The organism is Streptomyces sp. NPDC127117 (assembly GCF_042677325.1).
Lineage (GTDB): Bacteria > Actinomycetota > Actinomycetes > Streptomycetales > Streptomycetaceae > Streptomyces.
Genome location: NZ_JBHXTM010000007.1, coordinates 207,379 through 225,940 on the forward strand (window position 1 = coordinate 207,379; position 18,562 = coordinate 225,940).

Genomic DNA, 18,562 nt, shown 5'->3' on the forward strand with positions numbered 1-18,562 from the left:
CTCCCGACAAAAGGATGGACCGTGTCCCAGATTCCCCAACTGCTCCATTACACCGCAATCTTGAGTGGGTGCGCCGGCCTTCTCTACACGGGCGTCCTGTTCGTCGTGGCCCTCGTCTCCGTCCTCGCCTCCACACCGGAGCGACGCAAGGACGCGAGGACAACGCTTAGCATCCTCGTACGTCGGCGGTCGCGTTGAGACGGCTCATCCGATGCCGTGCGAGCCGGCCGCGCCCGCGCTTCCAGCGAGCAATTTCTGCACAAGCAGATCGGCTGCCGCCGGGAGCCTGAGGGCTCTGGTTGGGCTTTCCCCACGTGGGCAGGGGTGCCCCTCTTCACGGCTTGCCCAAAGCATGGCGAGAAACGGAGAACACGTCCTTGCTGCGACCATCACCTGATATTTTTCTGGCTGTTGCTCCAGACCGATTCGACAGCCAGGCAAAAGGTGGTGACATGGATTGTCCGAGGCTGGACCGCTGAATCCCGCTGAACAGCGCCCCAGTTGGGATCCTCGCTTCAAGCCCTGCATCCCCACCGTCACCATCGCCGGCGCAACCGCTCACCACTCCCTGTGCGGGCTCTTCGCCGCAGCCGATGAACTGGCCACCCTCGACTGCGCCTCACCGGGCGAAACCGTCGCCGTCATCGAGCACCTACTGGCGATCTGTTTCGCATCCAGCACCTGCCCGTCCTCCGACAAGGAATGGCGCGCCTGGATCCTTGACCGGAGAAGCCTTGCGCCGGCCGCCACATGGCTGGCGAATCAACCAGCGGATTCCTGGGACCTGTTCCACCCCGCACAGCCGCTGGCGCAGAACTCCGAACTGGCGGCAGATCTTTGCGAGAGCGGCACCGGAACAGCCCAGCTGGTTATCGAACACGCCGGTGACTACAACCAGCATTTCGACCACCATCACCTCGAACTCGATAATCCGCTCCCGGCTGCGGACGCGTTTCGCGCCACTCTCACCCAGCACGTCTACGGCCCGTACGGGCGGGCACGCATGTCCGGAAAGCGGCTCGGCGCCAAGGTAACCAATCTCGCGGCGGGTCGTCTGACGGGACGGATCCGGGTCATCGCCCTGGGGCAGTCGCTCGGCGAGACCCTGCGCCTGAACCTCTATCCGCCCGACGGGCCCGGGAAGCCGCTCAACACCTCTTGGACCACAGCCGGATTCGAGCGGCGCACCTTCAAGGGGAACGTGAAGCCCCGGATGCCGCGAAGCTCTGCGGACCTGCACAGCTCCCTGGGGCGTTCCGTGCTGCTGCGTCCGGCACACGGGCCGCACGGACAGATCACGGTCGACCGGGTCCTGATCGGAGCCGGCGAGGTACTGGATCTCGACCCGACACATCATCTTCAGGACGCCGTATACGGCAAGACGACGAACGGCACGTCGAAGCCGCTGTGGCCCTCCCCCAGCAGGGCCCTCTGGCAACAGGCCCACGCCCTCTACAGCGCCGTCAAGGATGACCGGATCGGGTTGTACGCGCGGCTGCGGTCCATACTCCCGTACAAGCGGACGACGCCGGGCGCCCCCTACCAGCTCTGGGCTGTCGGTCTCCTGGCCAACAAGACGCTTCCCGTCATCTGGACACACGGCGCCTACCCCTATGCCCCTGGCATGGCCGCGCACCTCTACCGGGCATCCCGCAGGGGCTCGGACATCGCCGAACACATGGCGCAGGCCCTGAAGCACGCGGCGGTCGTGGCCGCGGAGACCGCGTTCCCGGCCGTGCGGGCCGCGGACGAGGCCGGACAGGTAGCACGGCTCGACGCCCGCTACGCCTTCTGGCCCACGGCCGAGAACCCCTTCCACGAATTGCTGGACGAGGTGATCGACCGAGGGATTGAGGACGACGATCCGGTGTCCGCGCCATTGGTCGCCTATGCAGTGGAGTTGCTGAAGACGGCTCGCACCCACTTACTCCAGCGCTTGGACGCCCTGCCGCCCAGCGACCGCAATCACCGCGCGCGGGCCCGGGGCGTACAGCTCTTCGAAGAGGCCATGTCCGGTGATCGGGCCCCGGCCGAACTCCGAGGGGAGACCGCACTTGACTGAGCAGAGTCCGCCGGCCGGGGTGGGGACACAGCAGCCTGGGTTCCCGCACGACAGCACGGCACTCACCGCTTGGCTCACCGCCCTCGTCCGCAACCGCGAGCACGGAACTCTCGCCGAACTCCGCAGGGCCCGGGTCCGCACCAATGCGCACATCCGCGCGGGCTGGTTCGGGGGTGACGACCACCGCGACCTTTTCGAGCAGATGGCATTCCTGTTCGCGATCTACCATCAGGGGCGCCCCACACCCTCGTACGGCCATGGCAGCCTCGGCGCCGCGGCCCGCAGGATCGGGGACGGGATCGGGCGCGGGCCGGAAAATCCGGGTGCCCAGCGGCTTCTGGACCGTGTCGTCGCCAGTCGGCGTATCCCCTGGCGCCACCTCCAGCACACGGTCACCCGGCTCCGGTCCTGCGAACAGCCCCCACCGTCCTGGACCGGCCTGACCGAGGACCTCATCCAATGGCATGACCGCAAAGCGCGCGTCGCCTATCAGTGGTCGGTCGAGTTCCACACCCCGCCGGGCGCGACCGGGACGCACCGGACGAACCGATGACGCCACCGGCGACTCCACCAATGATTCGACCGACGACGCGGAAGGACACCACCCCGTGACCGAGTCACCTCGCAGCCAGTTTCTCTCCTTGCATCTCATCGAGACGCTGGCCGCGGTCCTTCCGGTACGCGACGAGAACGGGCAGCCCAAAACCCTGGTCTTCGGCGGCGTGGAACGCCACATGATCACGAGCCAGGCGCGCAGGCGTGCCGAGCGTGTCCACGCGCGTAACCGGGCCAACGCCGGCCGGGGAGCGCTCAAGGAACGGAGCATGGGCGTCCGTACCCGGGAGTGGGCGCTCCTGGCCGGACGTGAACTCGAGTCCGCACACGGCTGGGATGCGGACAGGGCTCTGGCCACGGCCCGAGCGGTGCTGGAAGGGAGCGGTCTCAAATTTGGCGACCCGAACAAGAAGACTGTTGCCAATTTGACCAGGGTACTCATTTTCGCCCCGTCCGACGCCGGAGTGAAGATCGCGCATCACATCGCCGGTCGGGCGGCGGAGGTCGAGGAGTGGTGCAGCACATATCTCGAAGCTCAGGCGAACGCCGAGGCGGCGAAGAAGGCGCGGCGGGGAGCGCAGAAGAAGGCTGCGGCACTACCGAAGGCGGAGGGAGCCACAGAGAAGGCCGCGGAGGAAACCGCCGCGGCCGTCGCCCTTCCCCCGCTGCCCAAGGCCACGCGCGATGCCGTTCTGCTCGCGCTCGCTCCTCGCGACGCCGTGGACATCGCTCTTTACGGCCGCTTCCTCGCCGAGCTTCCCGACTCACCGAACGTCGACGGCGCCGTCCAGACAGGGCACGCCTTCACCGTGCACGAGTCGGAGCAGATCGAGGACTTCTACGCGGCCGCCGATGACGCGAAGCTTGATCGCAAACGCAATGCTCTCGACTTCCTCGACGCCGCCGACGACGCGGGCGCCGGCATGACCGGGTACCAGTCCTTGATCTCCGGAACCTTCTACCGGCACGCGGTTCTCGACCGTACACAGCTCCGCACCAATCTACGAGCGGCCGGAATGGACGAAGTCGAGGCCGAGCAGGCCGCATCCGAGGCCGAGAAGGAGTTCGTGAACTCCTTCGTGGAAGCATTTCCGGACGCGAAGAAGAACTCAACCGCGTCCACCGGATCGCTCCCGGCGCTCGTCCTCTCCTTCGAAGGGGAACGCCCCTACAACTACGCGTCTGCCTTCCAGAAGGCGGTCGACGAGGGGCCCTCGTCGACCGGCGGAGAAGGTCCGGCGGGCCCCGCTGCCGTACGCAGGCTGCTGCGCCACCACACCTTCGTCAGCCGCCGACGCAACGATCTACGTACCGCAAGGGTGCTCACGTACGACCCCGAGATCGACCTGCTCCTGGGCGAGCTGGGACTGCCGGAGTCGCTGTCCGTGGTGGAGCGAGCCGAGGACCTCACGCCGTGAGCAGAGAGAGCGACACGCACGTCCTGCTCGTCCGGCTGGCCGGACCTCTGCAGTCCTGGGGCGTCAACGGCAGATTCGCCCGTCGCGACACCCACAGCCGTCCCACGAAGTCGGGCGTGATCGGCCTATGTGCCGCGGCTCTCGGGCTGCCGCGGGATGAACCCCTAGGGGAGCTGGCCGAGGTGCTCTTCGGGGTGCGGGCCGACCGGCCCGGCACGCCGCTTCGCGACTACCACACGGTCGGCGGGGGAACGTATCCGCTGCGCCCGCGCGACCTCATCACCGACCACCAGCGAGCCACCAAAGCAACGACGGACCCGTTGTCGGCCCCACCGGCCTCGGAAGCCGGTCCGTTCGGCCGGGGAGAGCTAGAAGCCTGGTACGGCTCGCCGAAGTACGTCACCGCCGACCGGGCGTCAGGAGCACTCGTCTCCGGAGAGGTTCGCCGCCATAGCCTGATCACAGAGCGTTGGTATCTCGCTGACGCCGCCTTTCTCGTCGGTCTGGAACACCCGGACACAACCCTCCTGGAACGTATGGCCCATGCTCTGGAGTGCCCGAAGCGGCTGCTCTGGCTCGGTCGCAAGGCCTGTCCGCCTTCGGGGGACCTCGCCCTCGGCATAGTCCCCGGCCCTCTCCGGTCAGCGTTCGAAACACACGCCCTGCTCCCCGACGCCGTCGGCCCCGAAAGTGAGCCGTCGGCTGCCGTGACGCGCGCACGCCCATGGGCCTGGATCGAGAGTCCGAGACCGCTCCCCGGTGTCGGCCCCCTGTCCGACCAGCCCGTGCACTTCGGAGCGGACGGGGGCACTCACGGCCTCCGCTGGGAGACCCGCCATCGCATCACCATCGCCGCACACGCCCGTGGATGGGACATCATCCTGTGAACACGACCGCCGCCGCGTCGAGTGCGCCGTCAGGCGCGAGTGGGGCCGCCAGGTTCGTCGCCGCGCAGACCCTGCTGACCCTGGATTCCCGGCATCCGTTCGCCGGTAAGTCACTCATCGACGCCCAGGACATGCACCGGACCGTCATGAGCGGCTTCCCCGGTTGGGTGGACGACGGCAGCCCGGACCCGCGTGCACAGATGGGCATCCTGTCGACCTGGACCGTCGACCTCCGTCAGGCACGGCTCAACCTGGTCGTCCAGTCGTCACTTCCCGCGGACTGGAGCGGTATCCCCCACGCGGCGCTGGCCGAAAAGCCGGAGCCCCTCACCATCGACCGCACCTTCCGCGTCGGTGACCAGGTCGCCTTCCGCACAGTCGTCAATCCGGTCCGCAGCGTTCCACCTCCACCGGGCTCTCCACCGAAGACCCGAGGTATCCGCGTCCCCCACACACGCCCCGAACACGTGAAGGGGTGGTTCGCGCGTCGCCTCCAACCGCCCGGCGAACCCGCGATCGCCCCGGACGGTCTCACTCGCATCGGTGCGGACACCGACACCGACCGGATCGCCGTGCGCATGCTCCCGCGCGTCTCCAGCCCGGCACCACACAAGGGCTTGCGCATCGCTCGCGCAGAAATCAAAGGCACCCTCACTGTCACCGACCCAAAGACATTCGTCGCAGCCCTCACTCAGGGCATCGGCCACGCGCGTGCGTACAGCTGCGGGCTGATCCTCGTACGCTGAAGCTTTTCAACGCTGGCCGAGGGCGGATCTCCCGGGCGTGGCGGCCATCGACGTACGCGGGGGTCGTGAGGACCGCAGGATCGTCCCCGCACGCCTGTGGGGACCACACGGGTCGTCCCGGCCATGGCCGACCAGGGGGTGAGTCTTCAAGGGCGCGGTGAAGGACGCCGCGCATTTTCCGTCATTGGTCTCCGCGAATCGGTTGAGAAGAACGCCACCATCAGACCTGCAGCACCACGATAGGGGCCCGACCAGCACGTGTACGATCGTTGCGTTGTGCTCAGTCAGGAACTGCTCCAGGTCACGTTGGTGGGCGGTCGCGCCAATGGAGCACCCCGACCACGGTGGACACCGGTCTGCACGGCGCCACCCGGATCGCGTCCGCCGAGGAACGTGTCACCGTCCAGGCCGTGTTCGAGAGACACGGCATGCCGCTTCCGCAGGGTGCAGTGGCCGTGGTGTTCGCCTATCCCGGCCACGGGGTCGGCGAACGGCACCGCCGGTTCTCGGGCTGCACCAGCCAGATGCTGCTGCTCCCGAATGCCTCGGCCGGGCTGTCCCGGCTCGGGATCGATGTCGCCGCGGCGAGCACCGAAGGCGCCGAAAAGCACGCCCATCTGGGCGAACTCGGCCGGATCATCGCCCGGTTCACCGAGGACGACGCCCTGCTCGCGGACCGGGGGTCCGCCCCGCTGCTCCCCTGCTGCACGGTGTGCACCGCGAGGGCGAGCAGGCGACGTCCCTGATGGAGCAGGTCGAACAACGTCGTCTTCGACGACACGGCGAAGTTCGTTCTCGCCGAGGACGCCCTGCCGGCGCTCGAACCCCACCTCCGGCTCCTGGGCGACCTGTACACGGCGACGACGCGGCAGCAGCGGCCCAGCGTCGCCGACCACCTCCTGCGGGAGCGCTTCCACGCGGTGCGGGAGCACGAGGGGTTCATCAGTACGTTCCTGGCTTTCTTCCCCGGCTGGGAACCGGCGGCGGTGCTCGGCGCGGACGTGATCCTTCCGGCCGGTGCCCGGCCGCCGGGCTACACGGAGCTGACGCACTGGTTGGACGGCGTCGCGGCCTCGATGCTGCCCGGCTCCGGCTGTCTGGTCCATGGCGATGTGCACCTGAAGAACATGCTGCGGCGCGCGGACGGTTCGCCGGTGTTCGTCGGCCCGCGTACCGTCTGGCACGGCCGGGACCGGCCGGACATCGGGTTCGGCGATCCCAGCCACGACTTCGCCACCCTGCTGCACAGCGCGCTGCCGATGAGCGGCCTGCTCCAGGCCGTTGCCGACGGCACGTCCGAGGCCCTCCGCTGAAGTCATCCTCAGCTTCCCCAGGCCTCGGCGTTCAGCTCGGCGCCCGGGTCCTGGCCGAGATCGGAGACGACCGCCGACGCTTCGCAGACGCTCGTGGTCTGAAGGCTTACGCCGGTGCCTCACCGATCACCCGCGCCTCAGGCGAGAAGTCGAGCGTCACCCGACGGTGGGTGAAAAACGACCGGCTGAACCATGTCGGCTACCTCTGGGGCCTTCTCCGCCCCCAACGCCTCACCAGGTGCCAAACGCCACTACCGCAGGCGCCGTGACGAGCATGGCGACTGGCACGCGTCCGCCCAGCGCAACCTGTTCAACCGCATGATCGGGCAGCTCTTCCACTGCCTTCAGCACGGCCAGCTCTTCGACGAGGCCGTCGCCTTCCCCGCGGCAGCCGAGGCTCTCACGGCATGAACTCCATCAGCCGTCGACCGCGCGGGACCAGCGCTCCTGGATGGCTACCTGCTTCCGCTCAAGCTCGGCATCCATCACCCGGCTGGTGGCCGTCCCCGGAATCGTGAGCGACCGCCCACGAACCCTGACGATCCGCAGATCACACCAAACTCTGCTCCGGATCACCCTCTGCCGCGTCTCGATACCGGCGACCTCCCTCCAAGGGATGACTCGCCTGCTGACGAAGGTGTGGAACTCCAATCCCCTGGCGGTCAAGAGGACCCTGCCATAGATCAGATTGACGGCGCCCACGAACGCGACCACAGTGAGAACTCCAAGGCCACCCACAAACCACCATTTGCTCGACTCATGCGTGGTCAGGATCATCGCCACCATCACACCAGTGAGGGCCAGCGTCACGAGGCCGTTCTGCCACCAGGCTCTCTGGCGGTCATCAGAGTTGAAGCCGATCCACACGTCAGGCATGTCCATGATGCTATCGACGTCCATTCGAATGATGACCGGCCTGGCTTGACGATCTATGTACCTGAGGTGTCTGTCCGGCCGGCACCACGTCCGGCACCGGTTCGCCATCGTGCTCGGCGAGCACGCCGCTCGTTCCACCGCGCCCGAGAGCCTCGGCACCAGCGGTACGTCTCAGGCCGCCGAAGGCCCCTGCCAGACGTCGAGGAACCACAGCCGTCGCTGCGCGAACGACAGCGGAACGGGCCCCGTCGGCCGCGGCTCGGCGGACGGGCGCACCGCTTCCCGTTGATGACGAGGTCCCGCCCGTCCATGGAGGATCCGGCATCCCGGTCCTCCCCGGGGCACGTGGAGCAAGGGCCGGCCGGCGGGCGCCGACGGCCGGACTCCGGACACCGTTCGCAGTCTTGGCCGGTCTGTCTGCCGGACCCGCGCCCGCACACCACGGGTGCGGCGTCTCGCGCCGACGGGCCGCAGACAGGAGACTGGGCTCTGTCTTCGAACCGCCGTCTGCCGTGCGCGGCAGTCGCGACCGTCGTATCCGAAGGAGGACACCTATGCGGGACAGCCATCGGGCCGAGGCCGAAGGGCTGTTGGTACGCGCCATCGAGGAGGAGATGCGGCGCTCGGGCGGCCGGGCCGATGCCGGAACGCTGACGGCGCGCGGGCGGGCAGCGCTGGATTCACTGGCGGACGCCGCGGCCGAGGAGTACGCCGCGTACGTCCAGGCACTGGACGCGGCCGAGGCCGGGGCGCAGCCACTGGCCCAGCGCTTCAGCCGCGGGTCGTTGGGAACTCCCCTGCTGGTCACCGGAGTTGCCGCGGTCGCCGCCTTCGGCGCGGATGTCGCGTTCGGTACGGCGACCGGGCCGGCCCTCGGCGCGGGCGCCGTCGTCGCGGTCGCGGGGGCCACCGCCACCGTCGCCAGGGTCACCGCCTCGCACTGGCCCGCCGCCCACCGGCGGGCCGGAGCGCTCGGGCAGCCCGGCGGCACCGAACAGCTGCGGCTGCAGTGGCTGGCGGCGCTGGAGGTGCGGGGCATCCGGCCCTTCCTGGACCAGCAGCGCATGCTCACCGCCTCGTCCCGCACCGCTTCGAAGAAGGTTCCCGCGCAGTCCCGGACGGCTCCGTCGCCGCGCCGCACGGACCGCAGCGCGGCGGCCCGTACCCGCGCGCTCCTGGAGCAGTCGTTCGGTCATCTGCCCGCTTCCGACGGGCCGTTCGCGGGGCGGCGCACCGAGCTGGCGCAGATCGCGCAGTGGGTGCGGGAGGCCCGTGCGTCGACGGAGACCAAGCCCACCGTCGTCGTCCTGCACGGCACGCCCGGCTCCGGGCGCACCACGCTCGCGGTGCGGGCCGCGCAGAGCCTGAAGGACCTGTTCCGCGGTGCGTGCGTGGTCGATCTGCGCGGCGATGTGGCCGGGGAGGCGCCGCTGCCGACCCGTGACGCGCTGCTGCACCTGCTGAACCGGCTGGGCGCGCCCCGTGAGCAGCTGCTGTTCCGGGACGGGGCGGCGTCCCCCGGCGGGGCGGACCCGTCGGCCCGGGGCAGGGCGTCGGCCGAGCAGCAGGTGCGGCGGCTGAGCGAGCTGTACCACCAGCACCTGACCGGCACCCCCGTCACGATCGTCCTCGACGACGCGGGTGACGCGGCTCAGGTCCGCACGCTGATCCCGGAGCGCTCCGACAGCCTCGTCCTGGTCACCGCCCGGGAGCCCCTCCGGCTGCCGGACGACATCCCCGCCCGGGTCCATCAGCTGCCGGTCGGCGCGCTCGACGCGGCCGGCGCGGAGGAGCTGCTGCGCGAGGCGGCCGAGACCCGGGAGGAGGGTCCGTACGACTCCCGGGCGACGGACACCGTCGCCGAGCTGTGCGGCGGGCTGCCGCTCGCGCTGCGCGTAGCGGGCTCCTCGCTCGGCACCCGTACCCGCGACGACCTCGCCGCCGGTCTGGCCGGGTACGGCCCCATCGAGCCGGTGGAGCGGGCGCTGTGGCTGCGCTACACCGACCAGACCGAGCAGGCACGGCGGCTGCTGCGCAGGCTCGCGCTGGCCGGGCGGGCGAGCCTGGGCGCCGCCGCGGCGGCGGCACTGCTGTCCGCCGACGAGCAGGAGGCCGAGCGGCTGCTGAAGGCGCTGGCCGGGTCCGGGCTGCTGACCCATGTCCGGGGCTCGCGCTACCGGCTGCACGACCTCGTGCGGGGTTTCGCGCTGGCCCGGCTGCGGGACGAGGAGCCGGCGGCGGACCGTACGGCGGCGCAGGAGCGGCTGATCCGGAACTACGCGGACCTGGCCGGTGCGGTGATCCGCATGGTGGACGGCAAGATGTCCACCCGGGCCGGGCAGTTCGGCTCGCACGGCTTCGGTTCGCTGGACGCGGCGCTGCGCTGGCTGGACGACGAGTCGAGCTTCATCACCTCCGCGCTGCGGCACGCCGAGGGCGTCGACCAGGGCGCCGTGCTGGACCTGCTGGGCGCGCTGTGCGACTACTGCCTGCTGCGCGGCGACCTCTACCGGCTGGGCGAGATCAGCGAGTTGACGCAGGCGGTGGACAAGGGGCTGCTGGAGCGGTCCGTGCAGTGGCGTACCGGCATCGCGGCCCGTCAGCTCGGCGAGCTGGACAAGGCCCGCACCACCCTGTCGTCGGTGGTCGGCCTCTACCGCGAGGCACAGAACGAGGCCGGTACGGCGCTGGCGCTCTGCTCGCTCGGCATCACCCTGCACCACCAGGGCAATCTGACCGAGGCTTCGGCGCGGCTGCGCGAGGCGATCGAGCTCCAGTCCTCCGAGGAGCAGGCGGAGGACCGGGCCTGGTCGATGCACGCCCTGGCGGCCGTGGAGCGCGACCGGGCCCGGCTCGCGGAGGCGCTGGCCCTGCTGGAGACCGCGCTGGCCCTGCACCGGGAGGGCGAGTCGCTGCACGGCGAGGCGTGGACCCGCTTCCAGCTCGGCCAGACCCTGCTGCGGATGGGTGATGTGGGGCGGGCCGAGGAGGCGCTGCGCAGGGCCCTGGAGCTGTACGGCAGCACTCATGACGAGCGCGGCGAGGCCTGGGCCCTGACCCAGCTGGCCCGGGCCCGGCTCCTGGACGGCGACCCGGCCCCGGCGGTGGAGCAGCTGGACCTGGCGCTGGAGCGGCACCGGGACAACGAGGACGCGCGCGGTGAGGCGTGGACGCTGTTCTACCTGGGCCAGGCCCTGGAGGAGAGCGGCGACACGGACCGCGCGGTCCGCCGGCTGGAGCGGGCCCGCACGATGTTCTCCCGGATGCGGGACGTGTACGGGCTGGCGTGCGCCCGCCACCACTCGGGCCGCGTCACCCGTGACCAGCGGGCGGCCCAGACCGGGAACCTGCGCAACTCCGGCTTCGCCCGCCAGCTCCTGATGGACGCCCGCGCCGACTTCCGGCGCATCGGGGTCGCCCACGGCGAGGCGTGGACGTGCCTGGAGCTGGCGTTGATCGACGCGGGAAACAACCGGTCCCCGCAGGCGCTGGAGCTGTGCGGCGAGGCGGTGGAACTGTTCGACTCGTACGGCGACGCGCGGGGCGCGGACTGGGCCCGTTTCCTGCGCTGCACGCTGCTGCCCTACGCCTCACCGGGTGGCAGCGAGGTGGGCACGGCGGTGGCCCAGGAGGAGCTGGCCGAGCTGCTGCGGGCCGGGCACCCGGCGCGCGACGGCAAGCTGGAGGACTGCGCGTCGGCGTTCACCGTGGTGCTGAACCGCGGCGTGGACCTGGAGGACGGCTGGCAGGCATGGCGCCTGGGCATGACGCCGACGCGCCACGCCCGGGAGGTCATGGGCGTGCCGGTGCCTGCCGCGCAGGGCCCGTCCGGCGGCTGAGGGCGTCCCGGGTCCGGGCACGTCCTCGGCACCGGCCGGCCGCCGACCGGCCGGACCGGTGTCGGGGCGGCTCCGGAACTCCGGGGCCGCCCGTGTTCACCACCGTCTGCTTCGGGGTTACTTCCGCTTCGCGGAACCGGCCGCCACGGGCGTTTCGGCCGCCGCGTCCGGATCCGGGGCCTCCTCGAAGTCGACCTTGCCCATGTGCCGGTTCATGGACTTCATCAGCAGCCACACGCCCACGGCGAGCGCCGCGAAGACGATGAAGCCGAGAACGCCGGGGGTCACCTTGTTCTTGTCGAGCTCTTCGGCAAGCGGAACGAGGTCGGTCAGTGCCTGGGTCGCGTACATATCAGGCATTGTCGCGGATGCCCGCGAAGAGGTCGCTCTCGGGGAGGGAGGTATCGACGAGAGACTTCGCCAGCTCGTACTCCTCGGTCGGCCAGACCTCCTTCTGGATGTCCATCGGGACGCGGAACCAGCCGCCGTCCGGATCGATCTGGGTGGCGTGCGCGATCAGCGCCTTGTCACGGATCTCGAAGAAGTCCGCACACGGAACGTGCGTGGTCAGCGTGCGCTCGTCGCGCCCGAACTCCTTCCAGCGCTCCAGCCACTCGCCGTACGGCGACTCCAGGCCGCGGGCCAGCAGCGCCTCGTGCAGCGCCACCGTGCGCGGCCGGTTGAAGCCCTGGTTGTAGTAGAGCTTCTGCGGCTGCCAGGCCGGGCCGAACTCCGTCTCGGGGAACTTCTCGGGGTCCGCCGCACCGTCGAAGGCGATCATCGAGATCTTGTGGGTCATGATGTGGTCGGGGTGCGGGTACCCGCCGTTCTCGTCGTACGTCGTGATGACCTGGGGCCGGAACGCACGGATGCTGCGGACGAGCCGGCCCGCGGCCTTCTCCTCGTCCTCCAGCGCGAAGCAGCCCTCGGGCAGCGGCGGCAGCGGGTCACCCTCGGGCAGGCCGGAGTCGACGAAGCCGAGCCACTCCTGCCCGACGCCCAGGATCTCCCGGGCCTCGTCCATCTCCTTCTTGCGCACCTCGTGGATGTTCTCCTCGATGTACGCGTCGCCCTGGAGCTTGGGGTTGAGGATGGAGCCGCGCTCGCCTCCCGTGCAGGTGACCACCAGCACGTCCACCCCCTCGGACACATACTTGGCCATGGTGGCCGCGCCCTTGCTCGACTCGTCGTCGGGGTGGGCGTGAACGGCCATCAGTCGCAGCTGCTCGGTCAAGACTCGATCCTCAGTGTTTCGGCGCATGGGCAGGCTTCTATAGTGACCGAACCGGGGGGCGGAAAATTCCTCGATCCCCGGTACGGGAGGAACGATCATGACGGCGGTGCCCGAGACGCTTCCGGAGAACCGCTACGGCCGCTCCGCGGACCAGCGGGCGGACCGCAAGCTCAAGATCATCGGTTCGGTGCTGGGCGTGGTGCTGCTCGGCGTGGTCGGCTGGATCGGCTACGACTACGTCACCGGCCAGGGCATCAGCGCCGAGGTGATCAAGCGCCAGGTCGTCTCGGACCAGCGGGTCGACATCCACCTGGAAGTGCGCAAGGACAAGGACGCCAAGGGCTACTGCACCCTGCGCGCCCAGCACGAGGACGGCAGCGACGTGGCCCGCAAGGACTTCCGCTTCGACGAGCGCACCGACCGGATCGACCGCGTCCTGTCGCTGCGTACGACGGCCAGGGCCACCAGCGTCGAGCTGCTGGGCTGCACCACCGACGGCGGGGCGTCGCACTGACCGACGCACGCCGTCCCTGAACCGCCACGTCGGGCCTGACCTGCGCACACGCGGTCCCGGCGTTTTACCTTCTCCCCCTTTTCCTGCGGAATTGTTAGGCTCGTGGTTTCGCCCACCCGTGGAAGCACATGCTTACGGGTAGGGCGATGCTTTGTATTCCCAGTACCGACGAGGAGCACCCTGTGACCCAGACCAGCGAAAACGTCACCTGGCTCACGCAGGAGGCGTACAACCAGCTCAAGGCCGAGCTGGAGTACCTGTCTGGTCCCGCGCGCACGGAAATCGCCGTAAAGATCGCGGCGGCCCGTGAGGAGGGCGACCTGCGTGAGAACGGCGGGTACCACGCCGCCAAGGAGGAGCAGGGCAAGATGGAGCTCCGGGTGCGCCAGCTGACCCAGCTCCTGGAGCACGCGAAGGTCGGCGAGGCACCCGCCGACGACGGCGTGGTCGAGCCCGGCATGGTCGTGACGATCGCCTTCGACGGCGACCCGGACGACACGATGACCTTCCTGCTCGCCTCCCGCGAGTACGCGAGCTCGGACATCGAGACGTACTCCCCGCAGTCGCCGCTCGGCACCGGCGTGAACGGCAAGCGGATGGGCGACGACGCCGAGTACGAGCTGCCGAACGGCAAGACGGCCACCGTGAAGATCCTCGCGGCGAAGCCGTACACCGGCTGATCCCGCACATCGATGCCAGGAGCCCCCGGCCCGACGGGCCGGGGGCTCCTGGCCTGTGCGGCTCCGCTCGGACCGCCACCTGCCGGTCCCGCTCACCGCGAGGGTGAGAAAGACCACCGGGATCAGCAGCGACCGGACCGGCGACGCACCGCGCGGGGGACCGGCGCATCGGCCGCCAGGGCTCAGCCCATCACGAGATAGCCCGCGTCCCGCAGCGCCGCCGAGACCTCCGAGCAGTGCTCCGGCCCCTTCGTCTCCAGCTGGAGTTCCACCTCGACCTCGGTGAGCCCGAGCCGGGGATCGGTCCGCACATGGCCGATGTCGAGCACATTGGCGTCGACCACCGAGAGCACGCCGAGCAGCGTGGCCAGCGCGCCGGGGCGGTCGGTCAGCCGCAGCCGCAGGCTCAGATAGCGGCCGGCCGCCACCATGCCGTGGGTCAGGACGCGCTGCATCAGCAGCGGGTCCACATTGCCGCCCGAGAGGAGCGCGACCACCGGCCCGTGGAACGACTTCGGATCGCTCAGCAGCGCCGCGACCGGGCTCGCACCGGCCGGCTCCACCACCAGCTTCGCCCGCTCCAGACAGAGCAGCAGCGCACTGGACAGCTCGTCCTCGGAGACCGTACGGACCTCGTCGACCAGCTCCCTGACCAGTTCGAACGGCACATCGCCGGGGCGCCCCACCTTGATGCCGTCGGCCATCGTGGCCGGCGATTCGATCGACACCGGATGGCCCGCGGCCAGCGAGGGCGGATAGCAGGCCGCCCCCGCCGCCTGCACCCCGACGATCCGCACATCGGGCCTGACCGCCTTGACCGCCACCGCGATGCCCGCCGCCAGACCGCCGCCGCCGATCCCCACGACGATGGTCCGCACCTCGGGGCACTGTTCGAGGATCTCCAGCCCCACCGTGCCCTGCCCGGCGATGATGTCCGGGTGGTCGAAGGGGTGGATGAAGACCGCACCGGTCTCCTGCGCGTACTCCTGCGCGGCGGCCAGCGTCTCGTCCACGACATGTCCGTGCAGCCGGACCTCGGCCCCGTACTGGCGGGTCGCGGCCACTTTCGGCAGCGGTGCCCCGACCGGCATGAAGACCGTCGACCGTACGCCGAGCAGCGCAGACGCGAGTGCGACACCCTGCGCATGGTTTCCGGCGCTCGCGGCGACGACCCCGGCCGCCCGCTCCACCGGGGACAGGCCGGCGATGCGTACGTACGCGCCACGCAGTTTGAACGAGCCGGTCCGCTGCAGGTTCTCGCACTTGAGGTGGACCGGCGCGCCCACCAGGTCGGTCAGGTGGCGGCTGCCTTCCATGGCGGTCATCCTGGCCACGCCGGAGAGCATCTTCTGCGCTCCGCGGACGTCGTCGAGGATCAGCGGGGGAAAGTGGCCGGTCGCGCGGAAGTTCATACGGTAAGTCTTGCAGCTCGGCACGGTACCGGCCGCCGCGTCCCGTCCCCTCCTGGGCCGTTGTCCACGGGTTTGCGCAGCGCTGGTACGCGTTGCCCCGTGGCCGCGTACTCTGTCCCCCACCCATCCGACACCGCACGAAGAGAGCCCCCGGCCATGCCCCCTCAGGACATGACGACAGCTGCGTCTCCTTCCGGGGGCGCCGCCCCCGAACCCTCGGGTTCCAACGGCGTCCTCGACGCTCTGCAGCACCAGGTCGCGGTATTCGCCCGCCGTGCCGAGCAGACCCGCCTCGGCGGTGTCGGCCAGGTGCGCAATTCCATGGACCGGGCCGCCTATCTGCTGCTCAACCGGCTGGACCGGGAAGGCCCGATGGGCGTCAAGGCACTCGCCGCGGGCATGGGGATCGACTCCTCGACCGTGACCCGGCAGGTAGCGCCACTGGTCGACACCGGACTGGTGAAGCGCACCTCGCACCCCGAGGACGGCCGGGCCGTCGTGCTCCAGCTGTCCCCGCGCGGCCAGGCCCGGCTAGACGAGGTCCGCAGCTCCCGCCGCGAGCTGATGACCCAGGTGACGGACGGCTGGACGGCCGAGGAGCGCGAGACGTTCTGCGCGCTGCTCACCCGGTTCAACATCTCGCTGGCCGCCCGCCAGTCCGCGCACCAGGCACCTCCGGCCGGCTAGGACCCCGCTCCCTGATCCGGCCTCATCCGAACGAAAGACCCCGGTGCCGCAACCCGGCCCCGGGCCGACCTGGTGCACGCCTCTTGACCAGGAGCCCCGCCAGCGGCTCGGATGTGGACTGTGCGAGAGCGCCAGTCGGGCCGGGAGCGGCGCCGCGCCCAGGAGTTCGAGACCTTCGTCGCGGGCGCGGCCGGCCGTCTGCTGCACACCGCCACGCTGCTCACCGCCGAGCCCATGCGTCCGCCGGGGGCGAACCCGCGGGCCCAGCGGATGCTGAGCGCCGCGCTGGCGACCACGTACGCGCAGTGGGAACGGCTGCGCGGCGAGGATCCGTACGACCGCACCCGGCGCGAGCTCGCCGTCCGGTTCGCCCACGAGGTCTGGCGGCATCACCGGCCGCGCGGCGGCCTGCTGGACCCGCTGACACCGCAGGAACGCCTCGTCCTCGTACTGCGGCTGTACGAGGGGGTCGGTGAGGAGCAGGCCGCGGCGCTGCTCGGCCTCACGGTGGAGCGGGTGCGGGCGGTCTGCAACCGCTCGGTGGCCACGATGCGCGGCACCCGCCGGCCCACGGCGCGGCGGGGCGCGCCGGGTCTTCCGGGGGCTGCGCGGTGAGCGGCGCCGGCGACCGGGAGGACGAGGTCCGGCGCATGCTGGACGGTCCGCATCCGCAGGTCCCCGCCGATCTGGCGCGGCGGGCGTCGGAGCGCGGCGGCAGGCTGCTGCGCCGGCGGCTGTTCGTCCGCCGGCTGATGCTGCTGCTGGCGTGCGCCGCGGTGGTGGCGTTCACGGCCTGGGCGATGGCCGCACACCCCTGGCAGGTACCTCCGGCGGAGACGACGCCGCTGGAGGGCTGGTGAGCGGCGAGGAAGACCGAACTATCCTGGAATGTACGGAATTGCGGGCCGGTCCCCAGGAGGCTGTCATGACCAGGAAGATCGCCGACTGCCGCAAGCACCCGAGTGTGTCGCACTGCTCGCTCACCATCTCGGGCGAGGAGGAGGAAGTCGTACGGGCCGCCGCCGAGCACGCGGTCTCCGTCCACGAACACACCGACGGTCCCGAACTGCGCGAACAGATCCGGACGATGCTGGAGGACGAGCAGGTCGACGCCTGAGAGGCCCGGACGGCCGGGCGGGCCCGGATGCGGGGGCCCGCCCGGCCGTCCTGCGGGTATCAGCCGAGCGCCTGCGTGAGGTCGGCCAGCAGGTCGTCGGCGTTCTCGATGCCGACGGAGACGCGGACGAGGTCGGCCGGCACCTCCAGCGGGGAGCCCGCCGCCGAGGCGTGCGTCATGCGGCCCGGGTGCTCCACCAGCGACTCGACGCCGCCCAGCGACTCGCCGAGGGTGAACAGCTTCGCCCGGTTGCAGACCTGGACCGCCGCCTCCTCGCCGCCCTCGACCCGGAAGGACACCATGCCGCCGAACGCCTTCATCTGCTTGGCGGCGATCTCGTGGCCGGGGTGCTCGGGCAGCCCCGGGTAGAGGACCTGGGTCACCTTGGGGTGCCGGGTCAGCAGATCGGTGACCTTGGTGGCGTTCTCGCTGTGCCGGTCCATGCGGACCGCCAGCGTCTTGATGCCGCGCAGCACCAGCCAGGCGTCGAACGGTCCGGCGACCGCCCCCATCGCGTTCTGGTGGTACGCCAACTCCTCGGCCAGTTCCGGGTCGTTGACGATCAGCGCGCCGCCGACGACGTCCGAGTGGCCGCCCATGTACTTGGTGGTGGAGTGCACCACCACATCGGCGCCCAGGGCGAGGGGCTGCTGGAGGTAGGGGCTGGCGAAGGTGTTGTCGACGACCAGGCGCGCGCCCGCGGCACGGGCCACACCGGCGATCGCGGCGATGTCGGTGATGCCGAGCAGCGGGTTGGACGGGGTCTCCACCCAGACCGCCTTGGTGCGCGGGGTGATCGCCGCCCGTACCGCCGCCACGTCCGAGGTGTCGGCGACGGAGAACTCGACGCCCCACCGCGAGACGACCTTCGCGAACAGCCGGAACGTGCCGCCGTAGGCGTCGTTCGGGATGACCACGTGGTCGCCGGGGGTCAGCAGCGTACGGAGCAGGCAGTCCTCGGCGGCGAGGCCGGAGGCGAAGGCGAGTCCGCGGCGGCCGCCCTCCAGGGCCGCGAGGTTCTCCTCCAGGGCGGTACGGGTCGGGTTGGCGCTGCGGCTGTACTCGTAGCCGCCGCGCAGTCCGCCCACACCGTCCTGCTTGTACGTGGACACCTGGTAAATGGGCGGGACGACGGCGCCGGTGAGGGGGTCGGCGGTGTTTCCCGCGTGGATCGCGAGGGTCTCGAAGCTGTGCTGGTCGCTCATGGGGCCCGAGCGTAGTT

The 18,562-nt window shown here is 70.4% G+C and carries 19 protein-coding genes and 1 pseudogene; 15 read left to right on the forward strand and 5 right to left on the reverse strand.

Annotated elements, in window-relative coordinates; translation table 11 throughout:
• Positions 1-457: 457 nt before the first annotated feature.
• The 8 genes and pseudogenes from ACFVH0_RS09400 to ACFVH0_RS09435 form a co-directional block, all read left to right on the forward strand.
• Complete coding sequence (locus ACFVH0_RS09400; RefSeq protein WP_385818988.1) at positions 458-2,062, forward strand: type I-E CRISPR-associated protein Cse1/CasA; 1,605 nt, start codon at positions 458-460, stop codon at positions 2,060-2,062.
• Entirely contained in the window at positions 2,055-2,615 is a 561-nt protein-coding gene (gene casB, locus ACFVH0_RS09405) for a type I-E CRISPR-associated protein Cse2/CasB (RefSeq protein WP_385818989.1), read from the forward strand. Before ACFVH0_RS09400 ends, casB begins: the two co-directional genes overlap by 8 nt.
• A gap of 55 nt (positions 2,616-2,670) precedes the next feature.
• Positions 2,671-4,035 (forward strand): type I-E CRISPR-associated protein Cas7/Cse4/CasC, encoded by a 1,365-nt coding sequence (locus ACFVH0_RS09410; protein ID WP_385818990.1) that lies wholly within the window; start codon positions 2,671-2,673, stop codon positions 4,033-4,035.
• The gene (cas5e, locus tag ACFVH0_RS09415; RefSeq protein WP_385818991.1) at positions 4,032-4,922 is read left to right on the forward strand and encodes a type I-E CRISPR-associated protein Cas5/CasD; all 891 of its coding nucleotides are present in this window, start codon (positions 4,032-4,034) and stop codon (positions 4,920-4,922) included. The genes ACFVH0_RS09410 and cas5e overlap by 4 nt, the downstream gene beginning before the upstream one ends.
• Positions 4,919-5,668 carry a type I-E CRISPR-associated protein Cas6/Cse3/CasE gene (locus tag ACFVH0_RS09420; protein WP_385818992.1) on the forward strand — a complete coding sequence of 250 codons (750 nt, stop codon included), beginning with the start codon at positions 4,919-4,921 and terminating at the stop codon, positions 5,666-5,668. Before cas5e ends, ACFVH0_RS09420 begins: the two co-directional genes overlap by 4 nt.
• A gap of 344 nt (positions 5,669-6,012) precedes the next feature.
• Positions 6,013-6,414 carry a hypothetical protein gene (locus ACFVH0_RS09425; protein ID WP_385818993.1) on the forward strand — a complete coding sequence of 134 codons (402 nt, stop codon included), beginning with the start codon at positions 6,013-6,015 and terminating at the stop codon, positions 6,412-6,414.
• 174 nt (positions 6,415-6,588) lie between these two features.
• A complete protein-coding gene (locus ACFVH0_RS09430; protein ID WP_385818994.1) occupies positions 6,589-6,981 on the forward strand; it encodes a hypothetical protein in 393 nt (130 codons plus the stop codon).
• Positions 6,980-7,392, forward strand: a pseudogene (locus tag ACFVH0_RS09435) (IS110 family transposase); the annotation flags it as partial. The gene ACFVH0_RS09430 and the pseudogene ACFVH0_RS09435, both read left to right, overlap by 2 nt.
• A gap of 6 nt (positions 7,393-7,398) precedes the next feature.
• Here the strand turns inward: ACFVH0_RS09435 and ACFVH0_RS09440 are convergent.
• Positions 7,399-7,857, reverse strand: a complete 459-nt coding sequence (locus tag ACFVH0_RS09440; RefSeq protein ID WP_385818995.1) for a hypothetical protein — start codon at positions 7,855-7,857, stop codon at positions 7,399-7,401.
• Between the two features lie 554 nt (positions 7,858-8,411).
• Here ACFVH0_RS09440 and ACFVH0_RS09445 point away from each other — a divergent pair.
• The gene (locus tag ACFVH0_RS09445) at positions 8,412-11,696 is read left to right on the forward strand and encodes a tetratricopeptide repeat protein (RefSeq protein WP_385818996.1); all 3,285 of its coding nucleotides are present in this window, start codon (positions 8,412-8,414) and stop codon (positions 11,694-11,696) included.
• Between the two features lie 117 nt (positions 11,697-11,813).
• Here the strand turns inward: ACFVH0_RS09445 and ACFVH0_RS09450 are convergent, their stop codons facing one another.
• Together ACFVH0_RS09450 and mca are read right to left on the reverse strand one after the other, a co-directional pair.
• Positions 11,814-12,047 (reverse strand): hypothetical protein, encoded by a 234-nt coding sequence (locus ACFVH0_RS09450; RefSeq protein WP_385818997.1) that lies wholly within the window; start codon positions 12,045-12,047, stop codon positions 11,814-11,816.
• Position 12,048: 1 nt separating this feature from the next.
• Positions 12,049-12,930 carry a mycothiol conjugate amidase Mca gene (mca, locus tag ACFVH0_RS09455; RefSeq protein ID WP_385818998.1) on the reverse strand — a complete coding sequence of 294 codons (882 nt, stop codon included), beginning with the start codon at positions 12,928-12,930 and terminating at the stop codon, positions 12,049-12,051.
• A 97-nt stretch (positions 12,931-13,027) separates the two neighbouring features.
• Between mca and ACFVH0_RS09460 the strand changes: the two genes are divergently transcribed.
• A complete protein-coding gene (locus ACFVH0_RS09460; protein WP_385818999.1) occupies positions 13,028-13,444 on the forward strand; it encodes a DUF4307 domain-containing protein in 417 nt (138 codons plus the stop codon).
• 182 nt (positions 13,445-13,626) lie between these two features.
• Complete coding sequence (gene greA, locus ACFVH0_RS09465; protein WP_093550387.1) at positions 13,627-14,124, forward strand: transcription elongation factor GreA; 498 nt, start codon at positions 13,627-13,629, stop codon at positions 14,122-14,124.
• Positions 14,125-14,306: 182 nt separating this feature from the next.
• Here the strand turns inward: greA and ilvA are convergent, their stop codons facing one another.
• Positions 14,307-15,536, reverse strand: a complete 1,230-nt coding sequence (ilvA, locus tag ACFVH0_RS09470) for a threonine ammonia-lyase (protein ID WP_385819000.1) — start codon at positions 15,534-15,536, stop codon at positions 14,307-14,309.
• Positions 15,537-15,692: 156 nt separating this feature from the next.
• Between ilvA and ACFVH0_RS09475 the strand changes: the two genes are divergently transcribed.
• The 4 genes from ACFVH0_RS09475 (at position 15,693) to ACFVH0_RS09490 (ending at position 17,340) form a co-directional block, all read left to right on the forward strand.
• Positions 15,693-16,223, forward strand: coding sequence for a MarR family winged helix-turn-helix transcriptional regulator (locus ACFVH0_RS09475; RefSeq protein WP_385819001.1), 531 nt, complete (start codon positions 15,693-15,695; stop codon positions 16,221-16,223).
• 120 nt (positions 16,224-16,343) lie between these two features.
• On the forward strand, positions 16,344-16,838 hold the full coding sequence (locus ACFVH0_RS09480) for a sigma factor-like helix-turn-helix DNA-binding protein (protein ID WP_385819002.1): 495 nt from the start codon (positions 16,344-16,346) through the stop codon (positions 16,836-16,838).
• A complete protein-coding gene (locus ACFVH0_RS09485; RefSeq protein WP_361999857.1) occupies positions 16,835-17,083 on the forward strand; it encodes a hypothetical protein in 249 nt (82 codons plus the stop codon). The genes ACFVH0_RS09480 and ACFVH0_RS09485 overlap by 4 nt, the downstream gene beginning before the upstream one ends.
• Before the next feature lie 65 nt (positions 17,084-17,148).
• A complete protein-coding gene (locus ACFVH0_RS09490; protein WP_385819003.1) occupies positions 17,149-17,340 on the forward strand; it encodes a DUF1059 domain-containing protein in 192 nt (63 codons plus the stop codon).
• 59 nt (positions 17,341-17,399) lie between these two features.
• Here the strand turns inward: ACFVH0_RS09490 and ACFVH0_RS09495 are convergent, their stop codons facing one another.
• The gene (locus ACFVH0_RS09495) at positions 17,400-18,545 is read right to left on the reverse strand and encodes a cystathionine gamma-synthase (RefSeq protein ID WP_385819004.1); all 1,146 of its coding nucleotides are present in this window, start codon (positions 18,543-18,545) and stop codon (positions 17,400-17,402) included.
• Positions 18,546-18,562: the final 17 nt, after the last annotated feature.

Excerpts from the sequence above, each read along its gene's own strand:
- ACFVH0_RS09440 (WP_385818995.1), bottom strand. The coding sequence starts at position 7,857 with ATGCCTGACGTGTGGATCGGCTTCAACTCTGATGACCGCCAGAGAGCC.
- ACFVH0_RS09445 (WP_385818996.1), top strand. The coding sequence starts at position 8,412 with ATGCGGGACAGCCATCGGGCCGAGGCCGAAGGGCTGTTGGTACGCGCC.
- ACFVH0_RS09450 (WP_385818997.1), bottom strand. The coding sequence starts at position 12,047 with ATGTACGCGACCCAGGCACTGACCGACCTCGTTCCGCTTGCCGAAGAG.
- ACFVH0_RS09460 (WP_385818999.1), top strand. The coding sequence starts at position 13,028 with ATGACGGCGGTGCCCGAGACGCTTCCGGAGAACCGCTACGGCCGCTCC.
- ilvA (WP_385819000.1), bottom strand. The coding sequence starts at position 15,536 with ATGAACTTCCGCGCGACCGGCCACTTTCCCCCGCTGATCCTCGACGAC.
- ACFVH0_RS09475 (WP_385819001.1), top strand. The coding sequence starts at position 15,693 with ATGCCCCCTCAGGACATGACGACAGCTGCGTCTCCTTCCGGGGGCGCC.
- ACFVH0_RS09490 (WP_385819003.1), top strand. The coding sequence starts at position 17,149 with ATGACCAGGAAGATCGCCGACTGCCGCAAGCACCCGAGTGTGTCGCAC.
- ACFVH0_RS09495 (WP_385819004.1), bottom strand. The coding sequence starts at position 18,545 with ATGAGCGACCAGCACAGCTTCGAGACCCTCGCGATCCACGCGGGAAAC.